We start from the raw sequence: 23,406 nt of genomic DNA on the forward strand, positions 1-23,406 counted from the left end.
AATAAGCTAAACGATAGACCAAGAAAGCGGCTGGGATACCGAACCCCAGCCCAGGTGTTCTTAGGTGAATACTCAGGAGCACTAGAAACCGCAGGTGCTGCACTTATTAGTTGAATCCAGGTTGAAAGGGTAGCAATCGTGATTAAGAGGAACATGAGGGCCTAGGGTGATGGATTATTTCGCGTTTATAGGGGTAAGGCGGCCGAATGTCAATATCAGCTATCACCAAAGCAGTAGAAACCATCAGTTGGCCTCTTACACCGCCCCCATCGCGTGCGCCTTTCATAGTTAACTTTTGTTCACATTTGAATGGTTACAAACCTAGTGTAAAGAGAACTATATTATTAAAAATGAGTTAAGATTCATCAATAAGGATGCAGTTAATAAAAATTAATCTCGCTTGATGATAAAGCCTCTTTTCACTTAGGTGCCTCCCCTTGTGCCTGTGCTCCCAGTATTATTTAACTAAATACAGAGAAGGCAAAATGTACAATACCTTTTTTAACGCATCACTCTATAAAGCATTACTAAATCATACGGCCTGTATTTTCTTTACGCCACAAGGGGTAATCAAGCACGCTAGCCAATCGTTTTTAGAGGTAATGGGTGCTCGGTTACAGGAAATTAAAGGGCAACATCACCGTATATTCTGCGATGCCGCCGAAACACAACGCCCAGAGTATCAAAAATTTTGGCTGTCGCTTGCCGCTGGTAAAAGCCACCATGGGCGCTTTCGCCGTTTTAAAGAAGATGGAGAAGAGGTGTGGCTTGAAGCAACCTACCTGCCAATATGCACACGTATGGGTAAAGTAACTCAAATTCTTAAAGTAGCGAACGAAGTTACTAAAAGCCACCAAGCAGCTAAACACCAAGATTCGCTGTTGCATGCCCTGCACCGCTCCACGGCCGTGATTGAGTTTACGCCAGAAGGCGACATCCTGGATGTAAACCCAAACTTTGAAAAAGTAATGGGTTATCGCAAAGAGGCACTGATCGGCAAACATCACTCTATGTTTTGCCGACCTGATTTTTATCGCCAGCAACCCAACTTTTGGCAGAATCTTGCCAGCGGTGAATTCAAAAAAGGCCGCTTTGAACGGGTTGATGCACAGGGCAAAACCGTATGGCTTGAAGCGACGTATAACCCTGTTGAGGATGAAGACGGTAACGTCATAGCCGTTGTTAAATTCGCCAGTAATATTACGCCTTTGGTTGAAAAAGCCACCGCCACGACAGGTACGATAAGCTCAGCACAAAGCAGTACGTCGCAAATTGAGCAAACCGCTAAAGAAAGCCTGGGTCATTTAGATGAGATGGTGAAAGGCGCCGCACAGGCCGCGCAAACGCTAGTCCAAGCGCAAGCACTGATTGATGAATTGCATAAGCAGTCACAAGGTATTCAAAAAATCACCGAATCCATCGCAAAAATTGCCAACCAAACCAACCTCCTCTCGCTGAACGCTGCCGTAGAAGCCGCCCGTGCGGGCGAACAAGGCCGTGGCTTTGCCGTGGTGGCAAACGAGGTACGCCAACTCGCCAAAGGCGCCACCGAGGCGGTAGCGCAAATCACCCAGGTACTTAAAGACAACAGCAGCTTGGTAGAACGTACGACTCAATCCATGCAGCAAGTGATTCAGCAGGGCAAAGCCAGCCAGTCCAGCGTTAGTGAGATTGATACCATTGTGAATAAGATTCTTCACGACGCCCGCAATGTCGCCACCTCTATCGAACAACTCGCCGCCGATACGCATATTTAGCCAAACCGATTTCATGCACAAGGAAGTGCACCCTTTACACATCAACCTCCTTTTATCGCTTTTAAGCATGCTATTATCTAACCCAGCTTAACTAGTTTAGATAAACATGCCTGAAAGGATATTTACTGATGTTCGATTCGCCCGTTGCGGTTGCCACGCCTGCCGCTGTTGATAGCTTTATCGAGCGCTGGAAAGGCACCACCGGCACCGAAAAGGCCAACTATCAGCTCTTCCTTTCAGAACTGTGCACACTGCTTGAACTCCCCACGCCCGACCCCGCCAGCAAAGATAACAGCGAAAACGCCTACACCTTTGAGCGCCGGGTAGATATTCAAAACCCTGATGGCAGCGAAAATCGCGGCTTTATCGACCTCTACAAGCGCGGCGCGTTTGTACTGGAAGCCAAGCAAACCGGCAAAGGGCTAGAAACCAAAGGCTGGGATAAAGCCATGCAGGCGGCTTATAACCAAGCCGACCAATATGTACGCGCCCTGCCCGCTAAAGAAGGCCGCCCAGCGTTTATTTTAGTCACGGATGTTGGCCGCACGCTGGCACTCTACTCTGAGTTTTCGCGCTCCGGCGGCACCTATGTCCCCTTTCCAGATCCGCGTAATTACCGCATTAAGCTGGAAGACTTACGCCAGCCAGACATTCAGCAACGCCTTAAAGCGCTATGGGAAGCACCCGATACGCTAGACCCGAGCCAATACGCTGCCCGCGTCACTCGCGAGGTCAGCGGCAAGCTTGCTACCTTAGCGAAAACGCTAGAAGCCGATGGCTATGAAGTCGACCGCGTGGCGCATTTTTTGAAGCGCTGCCTGTTCACCATGTTCAGTGAAGACGTGGAGCTACTGCCCAAAGGCAGTTTCACCACGTTTTTAGAGCGCATGAAAGCAACCCCTGAACACTTTACTGACGCCATCGGCTCGCTGTGGGAAAGCATGAACAGCGGCGGTTTTAGCGGCGTGCTCACCGCCAAAATTATGCGTTTTAACGGCGGCTTGTTTAAAGGTATCGACCCGATTCCACTTAATGCAGAACAGATTCAGCTGCTTATTGATGCGGCCAAAGCCGACTGGCGGTTTGTAGAGCCCGCTATTTTCGGCACGCTGCTGGAGCGCGCCCTAGACCCCCGCGAACGCCACAAATTAGGAGCCCATTACACGCCCCGCGCCTATGTAGAGCGGCTGGTAATGCCTACCCTGATTGAACCACTACGCCGCGAATGGGCCACTGCGCAAGTGGTGGCGGAAGCCCACAACCAAAAAGGCAAAATCGACAAAGCGTTGGAAAGCCTGCGCGCTTTTCACCACAAGCTGTGCCAAATACGGGTGCTTGACCCCGCCTGCGGCAGCGCCAACTTCTTATATGTCGCCCTGGAACACATGAAGCGCCTTGAAGGCGAGGTATTAAACCTGATTGCCGACCTGAGCGGTGGGCAAGACAGCCTGGACGCCGAAGGGCTAACCGTCTCGCCCCAGCAGTTCCTCGGCATGGAAATTAACCCCCGCGCCGCCGCCATTGCCGAAATCGTGCTATGGATTGGTTATCTGCAGTGGCACTACCGTATTCACGGCAGCCTCGATCTGCCCGAACCGATTCTGAAAGACTTCCACAATATCGAAGAGCGTGATGCGCTAATTGAATACGACAGCAAAGAGCTGCTCTTGGACGAACATGGAGAGAAAGTCACCGTCTGGGACGGCATCAGCATGAAGAAAAGCCCCGCCACGGGCGAGCTGATCCCCGATGAAAGCGGCCGTACTGACGTTTACCGCTACCACAACCCCAGGCGCGCAGAGTGGCCAGAGGCGGATTATATTGTCGGCAACCCGCCGTTCATTGGCGCCTCTACCATGCGCCGCGCCCTGGGCGATGGCTATGTTGATGCTGTCCGCTCAGTGTATAAAGGCACCGTGCCGGAATCCGCCGATTTTGTGATGTACTGGTGGCATATTGCCGCTGAAGCGGTCCGCACTGGCAACGCCCAGCAATTTGGTTTTATTACCACCAACAGCCTGCGCCAAACCTTTAACCGCCGCGTATTAGAACCGCACTTAAGCGATGCCAAAAAGCAACTGTCGCTCACCTTTGCCATACCCGACCACCCCTGGGTAGATGGCAACGACGGTGCCGCCGTGCGCATCGCCATGACCGTGGGCCGCGCTGGCGAAGCACCAGGGCTTTTGCAGCAAGTCACCAATGAAAGCAGCGAAGAGAATCGTGAAGCCCATAGCGTGGCGCTTAGCCGCCGCGAAGGTAAGGTGTTTGCTGATTTAACGATTGGGGCGGATGTGGCGGGGGCAAAACTATTACACGCAAACAAACTTCTTAGCAATAGAGGGGTTGTTTTTATGGGTGATGGATTCATCATAAGCCGAGAAGATATCCCTGCTCTACACTTAGAAACAACCGAAATGGAGAAAATAATAAAACCGATAATGAACGGTAAAGATATAACATCTTCGCCAAGGAATTTGTTTGCTATCGACTTTTTTGGATTAGAAAAACATTTTGCAAAGGAAAATTATCCTCATGCATATCAGTGGCTACTTGAAAAAGTCAAGCCTAAAAGAGACCAAGACTCCAGAAAATCAAGAAGGGAGAAGTGGTGGCTATTTGCTGAGAACCAACCGAGGTTTCGCAGTTCAACAAAACTATTAAATAGCTTCATAGTCACGGTGATGACATCCAAGCATAGACTTTTCACAACACTAAGATCTCCAACTCTACCCGACCAAGGTTTAATAGCTTTTGCTACGGATAAAACATGGATTTTAGCTTGCCTCAGTTCTCGGACACATGCTCTCTGGGCTTTACATTCAGGCGGTAGACTTGGGGTTGGCAACGATCCCCGCTATAACAACACCCGCTGCTTCGAGACCTTTCCCTTTCCTGATCTTACCGACGAGCAGGCGTCGAAGATCGGCCAACTGGCCGAGCAGATCGACGCCCACCGCAAACGCCAACAGGCCGAGTACCCAACGCTGACGCTCACCGGCATGTACAACGTGATGGAAAAATTGCGCGCCGGGGAAGAACTCAACGCCAAAGAGCAAACCATCAATCAGCAAGGCTTAGTCAGCACCCTGCTCGCCGACCACGATGCTTTAGACAAAGCAGTTTTTAACGTCTACGGCTGGGATGACTTGGCAAAAGAGCTAGTCGGCCTACCCGGCGCCACCACGCCGCTGCCGGACAAACCCGCTGCCCAGGCAGAGGCTGAAGAGGAGCTGTTAATGCGCTTAGTAGCGCTTAACAAGCAGCGCGTCGCCGAAGAAGCCCAAGGAAAAGTACGTTGGCTACGCCCGGAGTACCAAGCGCCGGAAGAAGCAGCGCCCACCCAAACCGAGCTAAAAAGCGCTACGACGGCAAGCGAAACACTCACCGCTGAAAAAACCAAAGCAGCATGGCCCAAAGACTTGGCCAGCCAAGTCACTCAACTACGAGATATGCTCGCCGCCAGCCCACACAGCGCCGAAAGCCTGGCAGCCCAGTTCAAACGCAAACCGGTAAAAGGCGTAAACGAGGTACTCTCCGCCCTAGCCGCCCTCGGCCAAGCCCAGCAAGAAGGCGAGCAATGGCGATTGGTGAGGTGATATGAAAAGACCTTACGTAGTAGAGGCTAAGGAAATTCTGCGCCAATCGACCCAAGGGCGCACAAAGCCATTTATCATACGTGATGCAAATAATGATCAATATGTTGTGAAAGGCGTCAATGGCGTTGGCCAACAGTCACTGGTATCTGAACTCATTTGTTCTGAATTAGCACGACGCTGTGAATTGCCTGTTGCTGAGTACGCCTTAATGCGTTTTCCAACGGGCATGTTGGACTTTTCAACAGAACCACGTGCAGGGGATCTAGAGGGAGGAATGGCCTTTGCGTCTAAGGTAGCTCCCCACAGCCAAGACTTACTCTTCTCGTTAATAGGAGAGATCGACGAAGGTACCCAGCAGCGTCTCTTACTGTTTGATATTTGGGTTAATAATGAAGATCGATGTTTAAGCAGCCAGGGAGGCAATGTAAATCTACTATGGAGCGCTGTAAGTGGTTTGGTGGTCATAGATCATAATTTAGCTTTTGACCCCATAGACCACACAGGTAATTTTGAAAATCATGTATTTAGTCACCAACGTGAACGCTTTGCAGACCTCGAAATACGCGCACGCCACGAAGCGGTGCTTGACGCTGCACTGAATGATTGGGATATGATCACTGATTTAATACCTTTAGAGTGGCTCTACCGAGATATAGACGACGAGACCTCTGAGATACAGCCCACGTTAGCAGAGCGCTTTAATTTGTTAGTACGTTTACGCGATCCGTCCTTCTGGAGCTTGATATGAGCGCAATTATTTGTAATTACGCGGTACTGCGCTTTCAGCCCTATCTCGATACAGGTGAGTTCGCGAACCTGGGGATCATCATGCTCTGCAATAATGGCGAGTTTCTTCAGCGTGTCGAAACTGTTTCACGAAAACGCATCACTCATTTTTTCGATAAATTGCCAGCAAAGGTGTTTACTCAAGCACGCCAATATTTCGTGACTGAACTGAAGCGTACGGTTGATTTAGCCAACCGCCATAAAGGTCAATTGGATGTGCAATTGCGCATTTTCAATGAATTGGTAGAACCGCGCGAAGCTATGTTCCGCTTCAGCAATCCAGGCACACTCGCTGCAAAAGACCCAGTGGCTGCCCTTGACGAGCTATTCAATCGCTATGTTCATCATGATTTCAAACACATAGCTACACCAGAAGAACAGCTCACTAAAAACGTTACGCATTGGCTTAGATCACTGAATCGCAGATACACAGAGCAAACGCTGGGTAATGATATTGTTCGCGTAAAATTGCCATTTGTTTGGCAGGAAGGTGCGCGTATACGCCAGGCAATTAAACCCATCAGCTTCGATCTAGAAGACGCTAGCCGAATTATTGAAAAAGGAGATAAATGGCTGGCGCATTTACGCCGACTGAAAATGTCTGAAAATGCTCCTGATGACATGGTGTTTATCAGCCAAACACCTAACGTACACAAAGGCCCTAAACTACGCGCTTATCAAGAAATTTGCCGTGAGATAGAAAACCAATACACCGCGCGCGTACTTCCCGAGCAACTAGGGCAATACAATATTCTCAAGGCAGTCGCAGAGCCTGTTGTATAGAACGACAGGCATCTTAACGATATTGCTGCTTTTATGCTGCGTGAACTAAAGTTTCTCGGCTACGTGCTACGCAGCCGATACTTATGGACTCTAAAAAAATATACCCGTTTAGATAGCCAATATATTTTGCGATCTAGTACATGAGAGAGAAAGACTATGAAGGAGCCAAGCCAAGCCTAAGTTTCTGATCGTTTATTTCACTCAGAGAGAGCTTTTGCGGTTCGGAAAATCACCTCAATCCCCTTCGCAAGCTTATCGTAGTCAGTCCATTCCTCAGGTGCATGAGAGATACCATCGCGGCTCGGGACGAAGATCAATCCCGTCTGCGTTATTTTCGACAAGATCATAGCGTCATGCCCTGCGCCACTGGGCATCCAACGCCGCTTTATTCCACTGGCATCGGCATCTTTAGCGAACTGTTCCTGAATCTCTTTGGCCATTGGCGTGGACGGAATGGTTATCTTTTCGTTGATCTCGAACGTAAGACCGTCATCCAGAAGTTGCTTCAACTCTGTGCGAAGCTTGCCCTTGATCTCGGCAACGTTTTCCGCCTGCGGCGACCGGATATCAACGCTGAAAGAGACACTATTAGGAATGACGTTCGCACCACCCGGTTGAGCTACTATACGCCCGACAGTGCCAACAGCTGCCTTATCCACCTCTATAACGATATCAGGAATCCGAGCGATAACAGCTGCTGCCCCGACCATCGCATCTTTTCGGGCATTCATTGGAGTCGTTCCCGCATGGCCCGCCGCACCAATCACGGTCACCTCAATCTGTGACAGCGAGACAACCTCGGTGACAATGCCGATGTCTTCCTGGTTTTGTTCAAGAACCGGCCCCTGCTCAATGTGCAGCTCCAGAAAGGCGTGGAGAGAACCTGCTGACAGCGCCACTTCGTCAGACCTTGAAGGATCCAGCCCAAACTCTGACATTGCCTGTGCAACGGATATGCCGTTTTGATCTTTCAGTTCATACAGTTCCTGCTGTTTGACCTGGCCCGTCAGAAGACGAGAACCCAATAGCCCACTACCGAAACGACCACCCTCCTCCTCAATCATCGCAATAATCTCGACAGATCGTTCTGGTTTCAGGCCAAGTTCTTGAAAAACAAAAGCTGTTTCAAGCCCAGCGATTACCCCCGCGGGGCCATCAAAGTTACCGCCGTTCGGAACGGAGTCGAAGTGCGACCCCACTAACACGGGTGGAAGGGCCGGGTTTTTGCCTTCAATTCGCCCAAAAAGATTTCCGACGGCATCTTCCCTCGTCTGCAGTCCCGCCTCTTTCATTTTCCCCAGCAGATAATCTCGTACATCCCTGTGCTCTGCGCTGTAGGTAAGGCGAGTAGTTCCTTTACCAGGTGTCGATGTGAACCGTGCGATACACTCGATCATATCCTGAACTCGGAATTCGTTAATATGCTGCTGTGTCATTAGATCAATCCTGTAAAAATACCTGCTATAACAACGGATACCATAGTCACCGTGACAAATCCGGCGACCAGCATGGAAGGCATCATATGTGCGGAAAGGGCTGCGCGCTCTTTCTCATCGTCGGTAAGCGTGTTTACCACCTCGTTAGTAATAACGTAGTCCGCGGGGAACCCATAGAGCGCTGTCAGTGAACAGGCAAAAGCCATGGCCGGCGTCATTCCCAAAAGTTTGCCCGCCACGTAGGAAAAAATGTACATGCCAGCGATGCCGATAATGATCGCACCGAACATTGGGCCAGCGAGATCAAGCAGCATTTCAGGTGTTGCCCGGTTGAGACCACCAAAAATGAACAGCATCAAGACCATGATGACAAAGCCGAAAGAGTTCGCCGACTGCAGTGGCTGGCGTTCGAGAAAGCCAAAGGAGGATGCGAGTACACCACCAATCAAACAAAGTACAAAGGGGCTTATTTCGAAAAGAGGTTGAATTAGTTGAGCCACGCCCCACGCCAGAAAGGCAACAACTCCTAGCCGGAAAAGTTTGAAGTACACCGTGTTGTAGGCAGGTGGCATCTTCTGGAAGAGGCGCGGCAGAGGATTTTCGCCCAATGTCGAACCGGTTGCAGCATCGTCAGTGACTACCCATTGTCCAGCCCGATAAAGGTTGAGAACGCGACGTCCTTCTCGCTGAAGCATCAGCGACGTTAACGGATAGCCAATGAAGCCCTGCATCACATATATCAATATAGCAAGCACCGCGAGGCTCTCAAGTCCGGCCTCAGAAGCTGCTTGCGACATGATCAGTGACGACACAATGCCGCCTGTTAGTGGAGGAGTTGCTACAATTACTGTTTGGTAATCAAGAAAAAGCCGTCCCACAGTGAATAGAATTGCTGCTATACCAGCGATCCCGCAAAGTGCAATGACGACCGTTCGCCATTGCCGCTTCAATTCATCGATCGACAGCAAAGTGCCCATGTTGGTAATAAGCAGGTATATAGCGAGATAAACCACAGGTGTTGGAATGCCCGCGATCTCAACTATATTTGCGGGAAAAAAAGTCCAATAGCCAATTAGAAATAAAACGGCACATACAAAAACTGAAGGCAGCTTTGATTTGGTACGTAAAGCGGCCACATCGCCGATATAAAGAATGAACGCGAGTATTGCGAAGGCTGCGAGTTGTGACATGAGAACCCCTTTTTCCGGTTTGAACGCAGCCCGCTAAGTAGCTTTAAACTTGTAATATGCTGCGCGCTAAAACTCAATATAGATCCATATGGATTTATATTGCAACAGGATGGTGGTATGTATACCGTTGAAAGAGGTATCAAGGATGACTGACAAAAGGTTATCAATGCTTGAGGAGACCTTCTCCTCAGATCTGTGCTATCTAATGGCAATGAGCCACATCGTACTGGCTAATAACCAAGTAACTAGCCGTTTTATCGAAAAAAACTATGATATGCCAGTAAATGCGTGGTCAACGCTTTATGCAGTCAGCTATTTTCCAGGCATTCTCGCAAAAGACGTACAACTCCTCTTCCCGCGACCACAGAACTCGATCAGCAGGGCAATCAAACTGCTTGAGGATCGTTGCCTGATCAAACGTGAAGTAGATAATAATGACACGCGCGCTAAGCAACTTTTTCCTACCGCCGAAGGCGCCGCCTTGCTTTCGGAGATCGAAAATAAGGTGGTTCGGCGTCAAGAAGAGGTATTCGGCGCGCTGACAGACTTAGAACGAAAAACGTTTCTGAGCCTCTGCCGAAAGATCATCGATAGTGGCGCGCTAAATAGCTCATCAGCGCTCGATGTATTTTAGTGCTGCCGTTGATAGCAAGCATTTGAGAAGGTGACGGCATTTTTTCAATGGCCGCAAACATAAAGATATCCATATGTGTCATGTCCGAAGCAGAAGCTATCATCTTTAATGAACGATTATTGCTGTTGTCAGAAGATAACAAGGACAGTCAGCAGGAGGCTCGCGTCTATGGGCTAGGTATGTCAGTTAAGAGAGGCTGCATAAATGTTAATGACAGTCACCGATCAGGATGAACAACGCTAAGCCCTTAACGGCAACGCAGCCCCGATAGCAACAAAGATACCGCCGCAGGTGCGGTTGAATCCGCGGCCGACGCGTTTTAACCAGTGACGAATGCGGTTGGCCATATTGGCGAGCAAGCCTTCCACGATGCATTCGATAGCCACAAAGGTGCCTGCCAGCACGAAGAATTGCAGCATCAAACTGCCTTGGGGGTCGATAAACTGAGGTAGGAAGGCGCTAAAGAACAGTAGTACTTTGGGGTTGGTAATCGATGCCAATACGCCTTGGCGATACAGGTGCCACCCGCTCGCTCGGCTTGCATTAATATCAATGTCGCCCGTAATTGGCGGCGAACGCCACACTTGAATACCCAACCAAATAAGATAGGCCCCACCGACCCATTTCAGCACGGTCAGCCATACCACCGATGATTTAAGCAGTGCACCGATCCCAAACATGCATAGGGCAATAATCAGCATAAACCCTGTCGCACCGCCAACAATGGTAAATAGGGTTTTACGGCTGCCATGCATGGCGCCGTGGGTCAGCGCTAACAGGCCGTTTGGCCCTGGCGAAAGCGATAGACCAATGCAGGCGATCAGGTATAAAAGCCATGTGTCCAATAACATGTTAATGCCTCACCCGTGGAAAATGCGTACGTTGTGCCAGCATGTCACCGTTGTTTGGCGTTTTCCATCCGTTAATGCACCGACAATAAAAAAGCCTCCTGGGCGTATACCCAGGAGGCGTTCGGCTTCTTACTTTATTAATACGTTCGCGCGTCGTTCGTGCGGTTACATAACGCTTATGCGAACACTTCCGTCCACTCGTTGCGCTTGGCCAGCAGGTTGCGGGCCAGTTCCTGGGCACCTTCCAGGCTGTGGCTGGCGGCCCAGCCGCACTGCATTTCATTGCAGGCAGGTACTTCGGTAGCGACCAGCACATCGTTGAGCGTTTGTTCGATGATCGTCAGCACGCCGTCATAGTCGTCGTGATTGATCATCGCGATATAGAAGCCGGTTTGGCAGCCCATGGGGCTGATATCGACCACTTTATCAGTGTGATTGCGCGACAGTTCAGCCATCAAGTGCTCAAGGGAGTGCAGCGCTGGCATTTCCATGTGATCTTTATTGGGCTGGCAGATCCGCAGGTCGTACTTGTGGATACGGTCGCCGTTCTGGCCTTCTTTGATGTCGGCTAAACGTACGTATGGGGCTTTTACCTTGGTATGATCCAGGTTAAAGCTTTCGACGTTCATCTTTTTATCGGTCATGTTAGCTCCTTTTTACTTAAAACTTTTCGCTTAAACCATTTCGCTTACACCTTGGGCGCGTCAAAATTCCATGGCTCATCGGTGTAAACACACACGTTGGCATCTTCAATATCGCCATCTGGTGACTCAACGTGCTTGGCGAAGAAGTCTTGAATCTCTTTACGCTGGCAGTGCGCTTCAAACTCTTCACGACTGGCCCAAATTTCATGAAACACGATCGGATAACCGGTGCCCTGGGCAAAGGGGTTGTCAATCTGGCGCGTTACCGTGTAGTGAATGCAAGCATCTTCCCGGTGCGTATTCGGTTCTAGGGTCTGAAGTGCTTTAAATACGGCTTCTTCCTTGCCTGGTTTGGGTTTAAAGCCGGCAACACAGTAAATTTTTTCTGACATGCTCATATCCTAAGTCGTTAAGCGTGCGTCATTATGCGGCTTGTCTACGCAGGTTCACAACCTAGCGAATAATGCGTTCGGCCAATGCGCCTAAATCAGTGACCGTCATATCGGGCTCAATGCCCCAGGGGTCAAACGGCGCATCCGAATTACGCCGTATCCAGGCGCTGCGTAACCCGGCATGGGTAGCTCCAATCACATCAAAGGGATTGCTGGAAATTAGCCAGGTGTGTTCTGGGCGGGCTTCCAGGCGGCTGCGCAAATGGGAATACACGGCGGGGTCCGGTTTGAAGCGCTTGACTTCATCCGCGCTAATGACGTCATCCATATGGCTCTCAACGCCCGCACGCGTCAGTAGCGTCGAGACGGCATCGGCAGTGCCATTTGAGAACGCCACACAGCGGATGCCCGCATCGCGCAGTTGATCCAAGGCGGGCACGACATCGTCAAACGCAGGTAGCTCACCATACACCGCCATCAAGTGATCGTGATCGTTATCGGAAAGGCCGGTTTGTAGCGCCCGGTCGATAAAGACCAGCGCTTCGCGGGTACATTCAGAAAAGGGCACATAGGCGCCCATCAGGCCGTGGCGGAAGCTGTATTCAAGCTGCTTCTCCCGCCAGCGGCGGGCAAATTCGCCTGCTTTGGAAGCATCGGCCAAGCGTCGTTCCAGCTCAACGGTCACTCCCTGGGTATCAATCAGCGTGCCGTAAACATCGAAGGCTAATACCGGCTGCATCGTGGGCCTCTCCTTTACTATCAATTGGCTAACAACTGTATTCAGCATAGTCGTGGCCTACAAAAACAAAAGCGCCGCTGCACAGGCAGCGGCGCTCAAAAGGCTAATATAGGTGATTAAACCGTAAAGGCAGCCTCCTGCTGGCCGGTTTTAAGGTCGCCGGAGCGCACTAGCTCATCAGTCACGCGATCAATGGCGCGTTTGGCGCGGCCAATCATTTCGTCCACTTCACCCCGGTTAATGGTCAGCGGCGGTGCAAAGCCGAGAATGTCGCCTTGGGGCATGGCGCGTGCAATCAGGTTCTCTTCCATCGCGGCTGCCGCAACACGCGGGCCGACTTTCAGCGCTGGGTCGAAGTGCAGGCGCTGCTTGGCGTCTGGCGAGAACTCCAGCGCTGCCATCAGGCCTACACCGCGCACGTCGCCCAATAGCGGATGACCTTCAAAGTTAGCTTTTAGCTGCTGCTGGAAGTAAGCACCGGTTTCAGCGGCGTTGCCCACCAGATTTTCACGCTCGATGATATCCAGGTTAGCAAGGCCAGCCGCACAACCCAGTGCGTGACCGGAGTAAGTCCAGCCGTGGCCGATGGGGCCGTATTCGCCGGTGCCTTGCTCAAGCACTTGCCACACTTTCTCACCGACAATCACGCCGGAAAGCGGTTGGTAGGCGCTGGTTAAGCCTTTGGCGATGGTGACCAGGTCAGGCTTCATGTTGTAGTGATGGCTGCCGAAATCAGAACCGGTACGGCCAAAGCCACACACCACTTCATCGGCAATCAGCAGCACGTCATACTTCGCCAGCACGGCTTGGATGGCATCCCAGTAGCCTTCCGGCGGCGGTACGATACCGCCCGTACCCAGCACGGGCTCGCCGATAAAGGCGGCGACGGTATCCGGGCCTTCTTCCAAAATCATCGCTTCGAGTTTCTCGGCGCAATAGGCAGAGAACTCAAGCTCGGTCATGCCGTGCTGCTCAGCGGCACGCAGGTAATAGTGCGGCGCTTCGGTATGGCGAATGGTGTCAATCGGCAGATCGAAGTGATCGTGGAACGCTTTCAGACCGGTCAGCGAGCCAGAGGCGATACCGGAACCGTGGTAACCACGCATACGCGAGATGACCTTTTTCTTCTGCGGGCGACCCAGTACGTTGTTGTAGTAGCGCACGATCTTGAGCTGGGTTTCGTTGGCGTCTGAACCGGACATGCCGTAGTAGACCTTGGACATGTTCATGCCCGCGATCTTCAGAATGCGTTCGGAAAGCTCGATCTGCGGCTCGTTAGAGTGGCCTACGTAGGTATGGTAGTAGGAGAGCTCTAGCGCTTGCTTGTAGATTGCCTCAGCGACTTCGGTGCGGCCATAGCCGATGTTGACGCAGTAAAGCCCGGCAAAGCCGTCGATAAATTCACGACCATCCTTATCCACGATGTTGATGCCTTTACCGCCGGTAATCACGCGGCCCGGCAGGTCGCCGTGGGCGAAATCGCGCAGGTGGGTAGAGGCGTGGAAAGTGACTTTACGATCGCGTTCGATCAAATCCTGATGCAAGCTCATAGCGTTCTCTCTTATCTATAAAGGACGTATCGCCCGACAAGTCTGGCTCCTACAAAACCGGCTCTGGATGGCCGCTGTAGGCACCTAATTGTTTGAGCGATTAACGTTTTAATTCTGCTTATCGCCCGACACTCCGGGCGATAATGTGGATGTTAGCTACCAGAAACTGATCCCAGCGCGCCCAGGCAGTAATACTTCGTTTCCAGATATTCATCGATACCCGTGGCGCCACCTTCACGGCCAAGGCCGGACTGCTTCACGCCGCCAAAGGGTACCGGCGGGCCGGTCATTTTGACGGAGTTAACGCTGACCATGCCGTATTCCAGTGCGCGCATCAGCTTCCAGATACGGCGGATATCGTGGGTGTAGATGTACGCGGCCAGGCCGTACTCGGTGTCGTTGGCCATTTCGATCACTTCGTCATCGGTGCTGTAAGCGGTAATCCCGGCTACCGGAGCGAAGTTCTCTTCCCGCCATACCTTCATTTTTGGCGTTACGCCGGTCAGCATCACCGGCATAAAGAAGTTCTCACCGGGCGCCTGGCTTTGGTCTCCGCCAATCATCTTGGCGCCTTTGGAAATGGCGTCATCGACAATCGCGGCGGCTTTTTCCACCGCCTGACGGTGAATCAGCGGGCCCAGGTCAATTTCACCCTGAAGGCCATTCCCCACGGTGAGTGCCGCCATGCGCTCGGCGAACTGCTCGACGAACTCATCATGAATGGATTCGTGTACCAAAATTCGGTTGGCGGCTAGGCAGTCCTGCCCGGCGGTTTGGAACTTGGCATCGACTGCTGCGTAGGCGGCCTGCTTCGGGTCCATATCCGGCCCAACGATAAACGGCGCGTTGCCACCCAACTCCAAAGAGAGTCGCTTAACGGTATTAGCGCTCTGCTCGATCAGCAAGCGGCCCACGCGGGTGGAGCCGGTGAAGGAGAGCGCACGAATACGCGACTCGCCGCAAAGAATTTTTGAGACTTCCGCCGGGTCGCCCAGCACGACGTTGAAAATCCCTGCCGGAATCCCTGCCCGCTCGGCAAGCTCCGCCAGCGCCAGCGCCGAGAACGGCGTTTCGTTGGCAGGCTTCACAATCACCGGGCAACCCGCTGCCAGTGCTGCGGCGGCCTTGCGGGTGATCATCGCCAGCGGAAAGTTCCACGGGGTAATCATCGCGGCAATGCCGACCGGCTCTTTAATGGTGCCGAGTGACGCATTCGGGATATGACTGGGAATAGTTTCGCCGTAGGTACGCTTGCCCTCTTCCGCGAACCAGCGCACGAAGCTGGCACCGTACTCGACTTCACCGCGAGCATCGGGCAGTGGCTTGCCCTGCTCCAGCGTCATGATGGTGGCGAGGTCTTCACGGTTGGCTTGAATCAGGTCGTACCAAGCCAGCAAACGCTCGCAGCGTTCATCAGCGCGCAGTGCCCGCCAGTGTACAAACGCCGCTTCTGCTGCATCCACAGCGGCAGTGATCTGCTCGGCTTCCAGCAATGGGATATGGCCAATGGCTTCATTGGTGGCGGGGTCATACACCGCTTCTTCGCGACCGCCTTCCCCATGGGTCCATTTACCGTTCACGTAGGCGTACTGCCGGAACAGACGCGGATCTTCCAGGCGCTTGGCAAGCGTGGTCGATAGTGTGGTCATGGAAACCTCCCTCAAATGCAGTCTGGCTAACCGAGCGCTGCAATAACTGTGTGGCATTGTCAGCAAGCGCTCATTAGCCTTGCCATCGAATGCACATAGGTTAACGGAGAGGCGCCACGAAGTGTTTTTGAAAACCGAGGTTTATCACGCGACTTTTTTTGTCAGAGGGCATTTGGCAGTTCTTTTTTTTGGTGCAGCATTCATTTAACGCTTTGAGACGACAGCGCGACTCAGACAGACAAAATTAAACAATTGTTGCGAATAAATATTTCAGCCCCACACAGGTAATTTCTCGGTTAAGCTTGGTTTCTCTTTATTAAAATTAGCTATCAAGCTATAGCGATGTGATTAAGGCATTGTTTGAAGAACTTTGAGAGGGTGTCCGTGTTTCGACTTTCTTATTACCAGCAGCTCTCACAATGTATCGGCACCATGTCGGTACGTCATAAGTACGATATAGACCGCCACGATGTGCGGCTGCGGTCACTGCATTTGCACACTTTACTGCTGGCACTGTTCTATTTTTCTTACACGTTGGTCGATATTTTCTTGCTACCCGATGTCGCTATCCGCTCGGTGTTACTGCGCGCCCTCATCGTTGGCCCACCCACTATCATGCTCTTTGCCTATTACAAGCGCCCTGTTTCTATACGCCGAAAAGAGCTGGCGGCCGTGTTGGTGGTATGCCTTGCTACCGTGGCGTGGTGTGCCGTCCTGCTTGGCTCCGAGAACCCGCAAGTGTTGGGGTATTTTTACGCGGGCCTGGTGTTTCTTATGGTGCTGACCATTGTTCTCATGCCGCCTTTTGAATACAGCTTCTACGGCTCACTGTTTGTATTCGCATGCTTGTATGCCACGATAGGTTTTTTAGCTGGGGCCGACAGCGGCTATGTAGCGAACCATTTGGCGCTTAGTGTCCCCGTGCTGGTATTAACGTTATTAGCCAATTACCGTTTTTGCGCAGAATCACTGCGGCTCTACTTGGAAAACGTGAGCGTCGAAACGCTGCGCGAAGAGTTAGCCGCACGCAATGCCGAGCTTGAAAAAATTTCCCATGTGGATCCGTTAACAGGGCTTGCCAATCGCCGGGCCCTTGACCGTCATGCCGCTGAGCTTCAACAACAACCCCCCAGGCAAAGCTACCTGGCGGTCATTATTGTCGATGTGGACTATTTCAAAACCTTTAACGACTACTATGGCCACTCCGAAGGGGATCGCTGTCTGCGCGCCGTTGCCAGCGCGATTCGCACCGCCTGCGACGCGGATGATGTAGTGTGCCGTTTTGGCGGCGAAGAGTTCCTTATTTTACGTTCAGAATATAGTCCAAGACCACGATGCGCTCTTGCTCTTGCGGAAAACATTCGCCATCAAGTCGCCAATTTGGCTATTCCCCACCAGACTACTCAGGAGGGTAAAGTAACCGTCAGCGTGGGGGTCTGTACCGGGCCATTCGACCCTGAAGCAGAACTCGAAAGCTTGATAAAAGCGGCCGATATTGCGCTTTATGAAGCCAAACGCGAGGGGCGCAACCGGGTGCGCTTCGGCTCATATGCGACGGGTAGCGCCCTTCCTCAGTGTCCGGTTTATCTCTTTAATGCAGTTAACGCGAAGTAGCTTGCCGCCTAAACCTCGGTATCAATACCGATCGGCACACGCTTGACGGTTTTGGTGACGATATAGGTGAAGTAGCGCTCGATACCGGCTTCGGACACCAGCCACTTATCCATCAGGCGCTGGTAGCTATCGATCGTACGCGCTTCAAACTTCACCAGATAATCGACGCCGCCCCCCACTGCCACGCACTCGGTGACTTCGGGAGTTTGCATCACTAAGGCCTCAAAACGAGAGAAGCTTTCGGCATTGTGTTGCTTAAGTTCGATCTGCACCCAGACGGGATTGCGCGGCACCAGCACGTCTGCATTGATACGTGCGGTGTAGCCTTCGATAACACCGGCCTTTTCCAGGCGTTTTACCCGCTCCCAGCAGGGGCTGACCGAGAGGTTGATCGCCTCGGCCAGCTTCGATTTAGTGATCCGCCCATCGCGGGAGAGGATATCGAGGATTTTCAGATCGTAACGGTCAAGTTTCATCATGCCGGGGGTTACGCCTCCAGGCGTTCGACAACATCGGCAATCACCGCCAGGGTGTCCCCCATATTGATGAGCGAGGGCGCACGGCGGGCCATTAAGATGCCATCGCGCTCGGCTTTGTAGGCCACTGGTGCAGTGCCACTGCGCGTCATGTCATACACATAGGCAATCGTCTGGCCTTTTTTCACCTCGTCGCCCAGCGCCACCAGCAGCTCCAACACGCCGGAGTGCTGACTCTGCACATAGCAGCTAGCGTCGGGCATATCGAGATACATCTGCCCGCCTGCGGGCATTTCGACTTCGCCTTTGACTAGCCCGTAGTGAATCAGGAAATTGCGCACGCCGCGTTCGGCAATGGCGATACTTAAGGGAGTCGACGTGCCGCCGCCGCCAAGCTCTGTGGCCACAAACACTTTGCCCTGGCGCTCGCAGGCGGTATCGAAGAGCTTTTCCGCATCCAGCTCAAACATCACCATGGCGTAGGGGGCGCCGAACGCTTTGGCACCTTCCAGAGCGGACTGCTGCTGCGCTTTGTCATCCAGTACGTGAGACGCACCAAACGGCAGAATATCCAGCGTACGGCCGCCAGAGTGCAGATCAAGCACCACATCACTCATCGGCACCAGCACGCGGGTAAAGTAGTCGGCAATCTGCGGCGTGACGCTGCCATTGGGGTCGCCGGGAAAGCTGCGGTTGAGGTTACCCTTATCCATCGGCGAGGTGCGCTTGCCCGCCATAACGGCTGGGGTGTTCATGCATGGGACGATAATCACCCGCCCTGTTACGTCTTCTGCTTTAAGCGTCGAAGAGAGCTTCAGCAGCGAGGTGATGCCTTCGTACTCATCGCCGTGGTTGCCGCCGGTCAGCAGCGCCGTGGGGCCGTCGCCGTTCTTGACCACGGTCACCGGAATCATCACCGCGCCCCAGGCGGATTCGTCAGTGGAGATGGGCAGTTTTAAAAAGCCGTGTTGCACGCCATCGGCATCAAAATCAACGGTGGCGGAAATGGGGCTTGGCCGCAATTGGTTCGCTTGATCGGTCATTGGATATTCCTTTTTTTACAAACCACTACTTAACAAACAGCTGGCGCGGAAAATTGGCCAGGGTTTCGCAGCCATCTTCGGTAATCAAGATGCTTTCGGTAATTTCCAAGCCCCAGTTTTCTTCCCAGAGCCCCGGCATAAAGTGAAACGTCATGCCCGGCTCCAGAATAGTGTCATCGGAGGGGCGCAGACTCATGGTGCGCTCGCCCCAGTCAGGGGGGTAAGAAAGCCCGATGGAATAGCCGCAGCGGGCACCGCCACGGTCAAAGCCATATTTATCCATCGCGGCACCCAGCGCCATGGCGATGTCTGCTGTGCGATTACCGGGCTTAGCGACCGCTAAGCCATTTTCAATGCCTTCCAACAGGGCCGATTCCGCGCGGATAAAATCGACCGGAGGCGTACCCAAATACACCGTGCGCGACATCGGCGCATGGTAGCGCTTAAACACGCCGGCAATTTCAAAGAAAGTACCCTCGCCTTTGCGAAACGGCGTGTCGTCCCAGGTCAGGTGCGGTGCGGCGGCGTCTTTACCGGTGGGCAACATGGGCACAATGGCGGGATAGTCACCGCCAAATACTTTGCCGTTCTCATCCACAAAGCCTTCAATGCCAACGCGGTAAATTTCCGACACCAGCTTGCTCTTCGGCAGGCCAGGTTCGATCACTTCCAAGATACGCGTATGCATGCCTTCCACGATTTTGGCGGCAATACGCATATAGGCCACTTCCTGGGGCGACTTGATCGCACGACACCAATTGACCAGCGCATTGGCATCCATAAAGCGTGCATGGGGCAGCTCTTTCAGCAGGCTCAGGTAGGCCTTGGCGGAGAAGTAGTAGTTATCCATCTCCATACCCACGACACCCAAGTGCCAGCCGCGATCAGGCATGATCGACTGCGCCAGATACTCCATCGGGTGCATATCCGGATTTTGCACATAGTAATCCGGGTAGTAGGTAATGTTGTCGGGATCAATCCAGCAGGTGCGCAGGGCACCGTTGGCATCCATGCGCCGCCCGAACCATACCGGCTCGCCTTCGAGGCCCACCAGGACACACTGATGCACATAAAACGACCAACCGTCGTAACCGGTTAGCCAAGCCATATTGGAAGGGTCACTGACGATTAATACGTCAATGCCACGACTGGCCATTTCAGCACGCACTTTCCACAGGCGGGTAGCATATTCTTCGCGTGTGAAAGGTAGGGAAACCTGAGTCATCGGGCAACTCGCCATTAAGGATCACCAAGAACCAACGTGCTGCCTACTGTTAGGCACACAACGCTGGGCCACAGGATCGACCTGGCCACCACCGATCAGGCGTCGGGGTTGCATCTGCTGTGGTTGCAGCAGGCCCGCCAATGTCGTCTTAAGGCGATACTAGCACCGACCCTCGGTTAGCGGTCAAAGGCTTTATGACAAAAAGTGCATAGAACATCATTATTTAGGCTGAGCGAGCTTGCAACAGTCCCCATCGCTCACCATGATAACGGCAGTGAAGACACTTTTATCGAGAGGAGGCGGGATGAAAATTATTGTCCATATTGACGAAGCTGCACAGTGGCAGGAGGCGCTTTCACAGGCACTGCCCCAAGCCACAGTGCTAACTAGCGAAGCACCCGCGGAGGAGCGCAAACAGGCTGACTACCTCGCCATTTGGAAAGCGCCTGCGCATTTGCTGCAAGAACAGACTCAACTAAAAGGGATTATCAACTTAGGCGCCGGGGTGGATTACCTGCTGAAAACGCCAGGGCTGCCTAGCGATGTACCGATTGTGAAGTTACGCGATGCGGGCATGGGCGAGTTAATGGCCGATTACGCCCTGTATGGTGTGCTGCATTTTTACCGCAGCATGGACCGTTACCGGGAACAGCAGCAAAGCGCCACCTGGCAACCACAGGCCGTGGTAGAGAAATCGCAGTGGCCGGTGGGTGTACTAGGCCTGGGGGCGATAGGTGGTTTTGTGGCCAGCGCTTTGCAGCAAGCTGGTTTTCCGGTGCTGGGCTGGAGCCGCTCGCCCAAGCAAATTAGCGGCGTACACTGTTTTCACGGCGATGACGGGCTAACCGAACTGCTAGGACAGGTGCAAAGCTTAGTCACTATTTTGCCTGACACGGAAGCGACCAAACACATTCTTAACACCGAGCGTCTTGCCCAATTACCCAAAGGCGCCAGCGTGATCAACCCAGGCCGGGGCAGCTTGATTGATGAACAGGCATTGCTGGATGCGTTGGGCAGTGCTGACCAGCCGGGCCACTTGCGAGGGGCACTACTGGATGTCTTTCAGGAGGAACCGCTGCCGACAAACAGTCCGCTATGGCAGCATCCCAATGTGGTCGTTACACCGCATATGGCGGCGCCTACGCCGCTGAATGATGCCATCGACCAGGTAATTTCCTACTTACATGCCTTTGAATCAGGTGAAAAACTCTCCACCGTCAACCCGGACGCGGGCTACTGAAGCCCTCCTCCACCGCGGTTATACTAGCGCGCTGGGAACCAAGCGCTGGCTAAAGGCTCTTAGGAAGACACCATTTTTGGAGGGACGGCCTTGGTCAATGTTTTCGCACGACAGCCTAGCCGCATGCTTGCGGGGATAGGGTTGAGTCTTGCCGCTTTCTGGTTGAGCGGCATGGCGTTAGCAGCAGACACACTCAAAGACCCACGCCCCTTTGAGGCCCAATACCGGCTTGAAGTGCGCGGCTGGCCTGGGGCCACCATCACCCACCGGCTCACTAACGAAGGTAGCCACTGGTTAAGCGACATGCGTTTTTCCATTACCGTGGCACGCGGCCAGGAATTCAGCCGTTTTGCTGTCAACGGCGATGAGACCCAGGCGCTGCTCTTTAATAGCAGCTACTCAGTGCTAGGCGTCGGTGATAGCTATGAATTAAACGAAAACGATATTCCCAGCTTAGATCGGCAAACGGCGCTGTTTGATTTATCGCGCCGGGCGGGGCATGAAAACTGCATCGAGAGCGCTCCCTGCGAGATTGAGTTTGTTGATCAAAAGGGGCGTGATGAGCACTTTCAGTATTATGTTACAGAAAAAAATACCAACGCCCCTGACACCATTAGCGTCCCTGCCGGTGAGTTTGAAGCGCTGCAGGTATCCTTGATTGATATAGAGAAACCTGACCGCCTGCTGCAACTTCACTTTCACCCCGACTGGCCCGGCTTGATTCTGTCTGCGGTGTACCAAAAAGAGGGCAGCCGCGAAACGCAGCTGACGTTAACCAACTTCAACCCAGACGGGGGCACGACGCCCTAAATGTTTTCAGGCTTATTGATTGTTTTGTTACCGCTGGTTCTTGGCTACTTGGTACCGGTGCATGCCACCCGCATTCAGCAGTTAATAAACCGAGCCGTTAGCGGCTCGGTTTATTTGATTTTACTGTTCATGGGCATCAGTTTGGCGGGGCTAGAAAACCTAGCTAGCCAATTTTCACGCTTAGGTGGCAACGCCCTACTGCTATTTAGCATTACCACCGCCTTTAACCTAGCAGCGCTTTGGTGGTTATCATGCCGTTTGCCCCTTAAGGCAGGCAACTCGCCGGTGGTAAAGAATGCACCCACCAGTAAATTGGCCGCCATGCAGGGCTCGCTGTTGCTCGTTGCTGTGGTGGCGGGCGGCGTTATCGTCGGCCTGCTGGCAGGGCCTCTTGTGGGCGAAGGGCTTTTCAGCACCGCCGATTTACTCGCCGAATGGGTGCTTTACCTACTATTGGCACTGATTGGCTGCCAGCTGCGCAACTCAGGTATGCCTCTTAGACAAATCCTGCTTAACCGTATGGGGCTGATGATTGCAGTCACCCTAGCAATCAGCTCATTACTGGCGGGCCTGGTTGCCGCACCGCTGCTTTCACTTAGCTGGAACGAAGGGTTGGCGATGGCCTCGGGCTTCGGCTGGTATTCGCTGTCCGCTATCTTGATTGGTGATCAGTTAGGCCCACTAATGGGTGGCGTGGCGTTTTTCAACGACCTCACCCGCGAGCTGCTGGCGTTTATCCTGATTCCGCTGGTGATCCATCGCCATACCGCGTTGGCGATTGGCTACGGCGGGGCGACCTCCATGGATTTCACCTTGCCCGTCATTCAGCAACATGGCGGCGTGGCCTGCGTCCCTATCGCCGTGGTCAGCGGGTTTATTCTTTCGCTGCTATCCCCCCCGCTGATCCTGTTTTTTCTTTCGCTATCGGCTTAAATGCTACGGGCCATGCTTTTTTTCGCAATGGCCCTCGCCCCCTGCCCTAAGCGAT

At 52.8% G+C, this 23,406-nt stretch carries 20 protein-coding genes and 1 pseudogene; 10 read left to right on the top strand and 11 right to left on the bottom strand.

Features of this window, described 5'->3' with window-relative positions; genetic code table 11:
- From V8L70_RS16895 to V8L70_RS16915, 5 genes and pseudogenes are all read left to right on the top strand, one after another.
- Positions 1–114: pseudogene (locus V8L70_RS16895) on the top strand (IS30 family transposase); the annotation flags it as partial.
- Positions 115–485: 371 nt separating this feature from the next.
- On the top strand, positions 486–1,757 hold the full coding sequence (locus tag V8L70_RS16900; protein WP_101147442.1) for a methyl-accepting chemotaxis protein: 1,272 nt from the start codon (positions 486–488) through the stop codon (positions 1,755–1,757).
- Positions 1,758–1,885: 128 nt separating this feature from the next.
- Positions 1,886–5,356, top strand: a complete 3,471-nt coding sequence (locus V8L70_RS16905; protein ID WP_101147443.1) for a class I SAM-dependent DNA methyltransferase — start codon at positions 1,886–1,888, stop codon at positions 5,354–5,356.
- Position 5,357: 1 nt separating this feature from the next.
- Positions 5,358–6,104, top strand: a complete 747-nt coding sequence (locus V8L70_RS16910; protein ID WP_101147444.1) for a HipA family kinase — start codon at positions 5,358–5,360, stop codon at positions 6,102–6,104.
- A complete protein-coding gene (locus tag V8L70_RS16915; protein WP_101147445.1) occupies positions 6,101–6,925 on the top strand; it encodes a DUF3037 domain-containing protein in 825 nt (274 codons plus the stop codon). Before V8L70_RS16910 ends, V8L70_RS16915 begins: the two co-directional genes overlap by 4 nt.
- 197 nt (positions 6,926–7,122) lie before the next feature.
- Here the strand turns inward: V8L70_RS16915 and V8L70_RS16920 are convergent, their stop codons facing one another.
- Together V8L70_RS16920 and V8L70_RS16925 are read right to left on the bottom strand one after the other, a co-directional pair.
- On the bottom strand, positions 7,123–8,361 hold the full coding sequence (locus V8L70_RS16920) for a Zn-dependent hydrolase (protein WP_101147446.1): 1,239 nt from the start codon (positions 8,359–8,361) through the stop codon (positions 7,123–7,125).
- Positions 8,361–9,551: a hypothetical protein gene (locus tag V8L70_RS16925; RefSeq protein ID WP_101147447.1), complete on the bottom strand. Its 1,191-nt coding sequence runs from the start codon at positions 9,549–9,551 to the stop codon at positions 8,361–8,363. Before V8L70_RS16925 ends, V8L70_RS16920 begins: the two co-directional genes overlap by 1 nt.
- Before the next feature lie 145 nt (positions 9,552–9,696).
- On the opposite strand from V8L70_RS16925, the gene V8L70_RS16930 reads away from it, so the two are divergent.
- Entirely contained in the window at positions 9,697–10,185 is a 489-nt protein-coding gene (locus V8L70_RS16930) for a MarR family winged helix-turn-helix transcriptional regulator (RefSeq protein ID WP_101147448.1), read from the top strand.
- 239 nt (positions 10,186–10,424) lie between these two features.
- On the opposite strand, the gene V8L70_RS16935 is transcribed toward V8L70_RS16930, so the two are convergent.
- From V8L70_RS16935 to V8L70_RS16960, 6 genes are all read right to left on the bottom strand, one after another.
- Positions 10,425–11,036, bottom strand: a complete 612-nt coding sequence (locus V8L70_RS16935; protein WP_035559052.1) for a LysE family translocator — start codon at positions 11,034–11,036, stop codon at positions 10,425–10,427.
- A 176-nt stretch (positions 11,037–11,212) separates the two neighbouring features.
- Positions 11,213–11,680: an S-ribosylhomocysteine lyase gene (locus V8L70_RS16940; protein WP_101147450.1), complete on the bottom strand. Its 468-nt coding sequence runs from the start codon at positions 11,678–11,680 to the stop codon at positions 11,213–11,215.
- A 44-nt stretch (positions 11,681–11,724) separates the two neighbouring features.
- A complete protein-coding gene (locus V8L70_RS16945; protein ID WP_008956294.1) occupies positions 11,725–12,072 on the bottom strand; it encodes a putative quinol monooxygenase in 348 nt (115 codons plus the stop codon).
- Between the two features lie 61 nt (positions 12,073–12,133).
- Positions 12,134–12,811 (bottom strand): haloacid dehalogenase type II, encoded by a 678-nt coding sequence (locus V8L70_RS16950; RefSeq protein ID WP_101147451.1) that lies wholly within the window; start codon positions 12,809–12,811, stop codon positions 12,134–12,136.
- Positions 12,812–12,927: 116 nt separating this feature from the next.
- On the bottom strand, positions 12,928–14,361 hold the full coding sequence (locus V8L70_RS16955) for an aspartate aminotransferase family protein (protein ID WP_101147452.1): 1,434 nt from the start codon (positions 14,359–14,361) through the stop codon (positions 12,928–12,930).
- A gap of 152 nt (positions 14,362–14,513) precedes the next feature.
- Positions 14,514–16,010, bottom strand: a complete 1,497-nt coding sequence (locus tag V8L70_RS16960; RefSeq protein WP_008956291.1) for an NAD-dependent succinate-semialdehyde dehydrogenase — start codon at positions 16,008–16,010, stop codon at positions 14,514–14,516.
- Between the two features lie 384 nt (positions 16,011–16,394).
- On the opposite strand from V8L70_RS16960, the gene V8L70_RS16965 reads away from it, so the two are divergent.
- On the top strand, positions 16,395–17,624 hold the full coding sequence (locus V8L70_RS16965) for a GGDEF domain-containing protein (protein ID WP_101147453.1): 1,230 nt from the start codon (positions 16,395–16,397) through the stop codon (positions 17,622–17,624).
- Between the two features lie 8 nt (positions 17,625–17,632).
- Here the strand turns inward: V8L70_RS16965 and V8L70_RS16970 are convergent, their stop codons facing one another.
- The 3 genes from V8L70_RS16970 to doeA are packed head-to-tail and all read right to left on the bottom strand — an operon-like array spanning position 17,633 to position 20,368.
- Positions 17,633–18,103: an Lrp/AsnC family transcriptional regulator gene (locus tag V8L70_RS16970; protein WP_008956062.1), complete on the bottom strand. Its 471-nt coding sequence runs from the start codon at positions 18,101–18,103 to the stop codon at positions 17,633–17,635.
- Between the two features lie 8 nt (positions 18,104–18,111).
- On the bottom strand, positions 18,112–19,143 hold the full coding sequence (gene doeB / locus V8L70_RS16975) for a N(2)-acetyl-L-2,4-diaminobutanoate deacetylase DoeB (protein ID WP_101147454.1): 1,032 nt from the start codon (positions 19,141–19,143) through the stop codon (positions 18,112–18,114).
- A gap of 25 nt (positions 19,144–19,168) precedes the next feature.
- Complete coding sequence (doeA, locus tag V8L70_RS16980) at positions 19,169–20,368, bottom strand: ectoine hydrolase DoeA (RefSeq protein ID WP_101147455.1); 1,200 nt, start codon at positions 20,366–20,368, stop codon at positions 19,169–19,171.
- Between the two features lie 304 nt (positions 20,369–20,672).
- On the opposite strand from doeA, the gene V8L70_RS16985 reads away from it, so the two are divergent.
- The 3 genes from V8L70_RS16985 (at position 20,673) to V8L70_RS16995 (ending at position 23,351) form a co-directional block, all read left to right on the top strand.
- A complete protein-coding gene (locus V8L70_RS16985) occupies positions 20,673–21,608 on the top strand; it encodes a 2-hydroxyacid dehydrogenase (protein ID WP_101147456.1) in 936 nt (311 codons plus the stop codon).
- Between the two features lie 90 nt (positions 21,609–21,698).
- Complete coding sequence (locus V8L70_RS16990) at positions 21,699–22,418, top strand: hypothetical protein (protein ID WP_101147457.1); 720 nt, start codon at positions 21,699–21,701, stop codon at positions 22,416–22,418.
- Positions 22,419–23,351, top strand: a complete 933-nt coding sequence (locus V8L70_RS16995) for a LysO family transporter (RefSeq protein WP_101147458.1) — start codon at positions 22,419–22,421, stop codon at positions 23,349–23,351.
- The last annotated feature ends 55 nt before the right edge of the window (positions 23,352–23,406 follow it).

The organism is Vreelandella arctica, assembly GCF_037070215.1.
GTDB lineage: Bacteria > Pseudomonadota > Gammaproteobacteria > Pseudomonadales > Halomonadaceae > Vreelandella > Vreelandella arctica.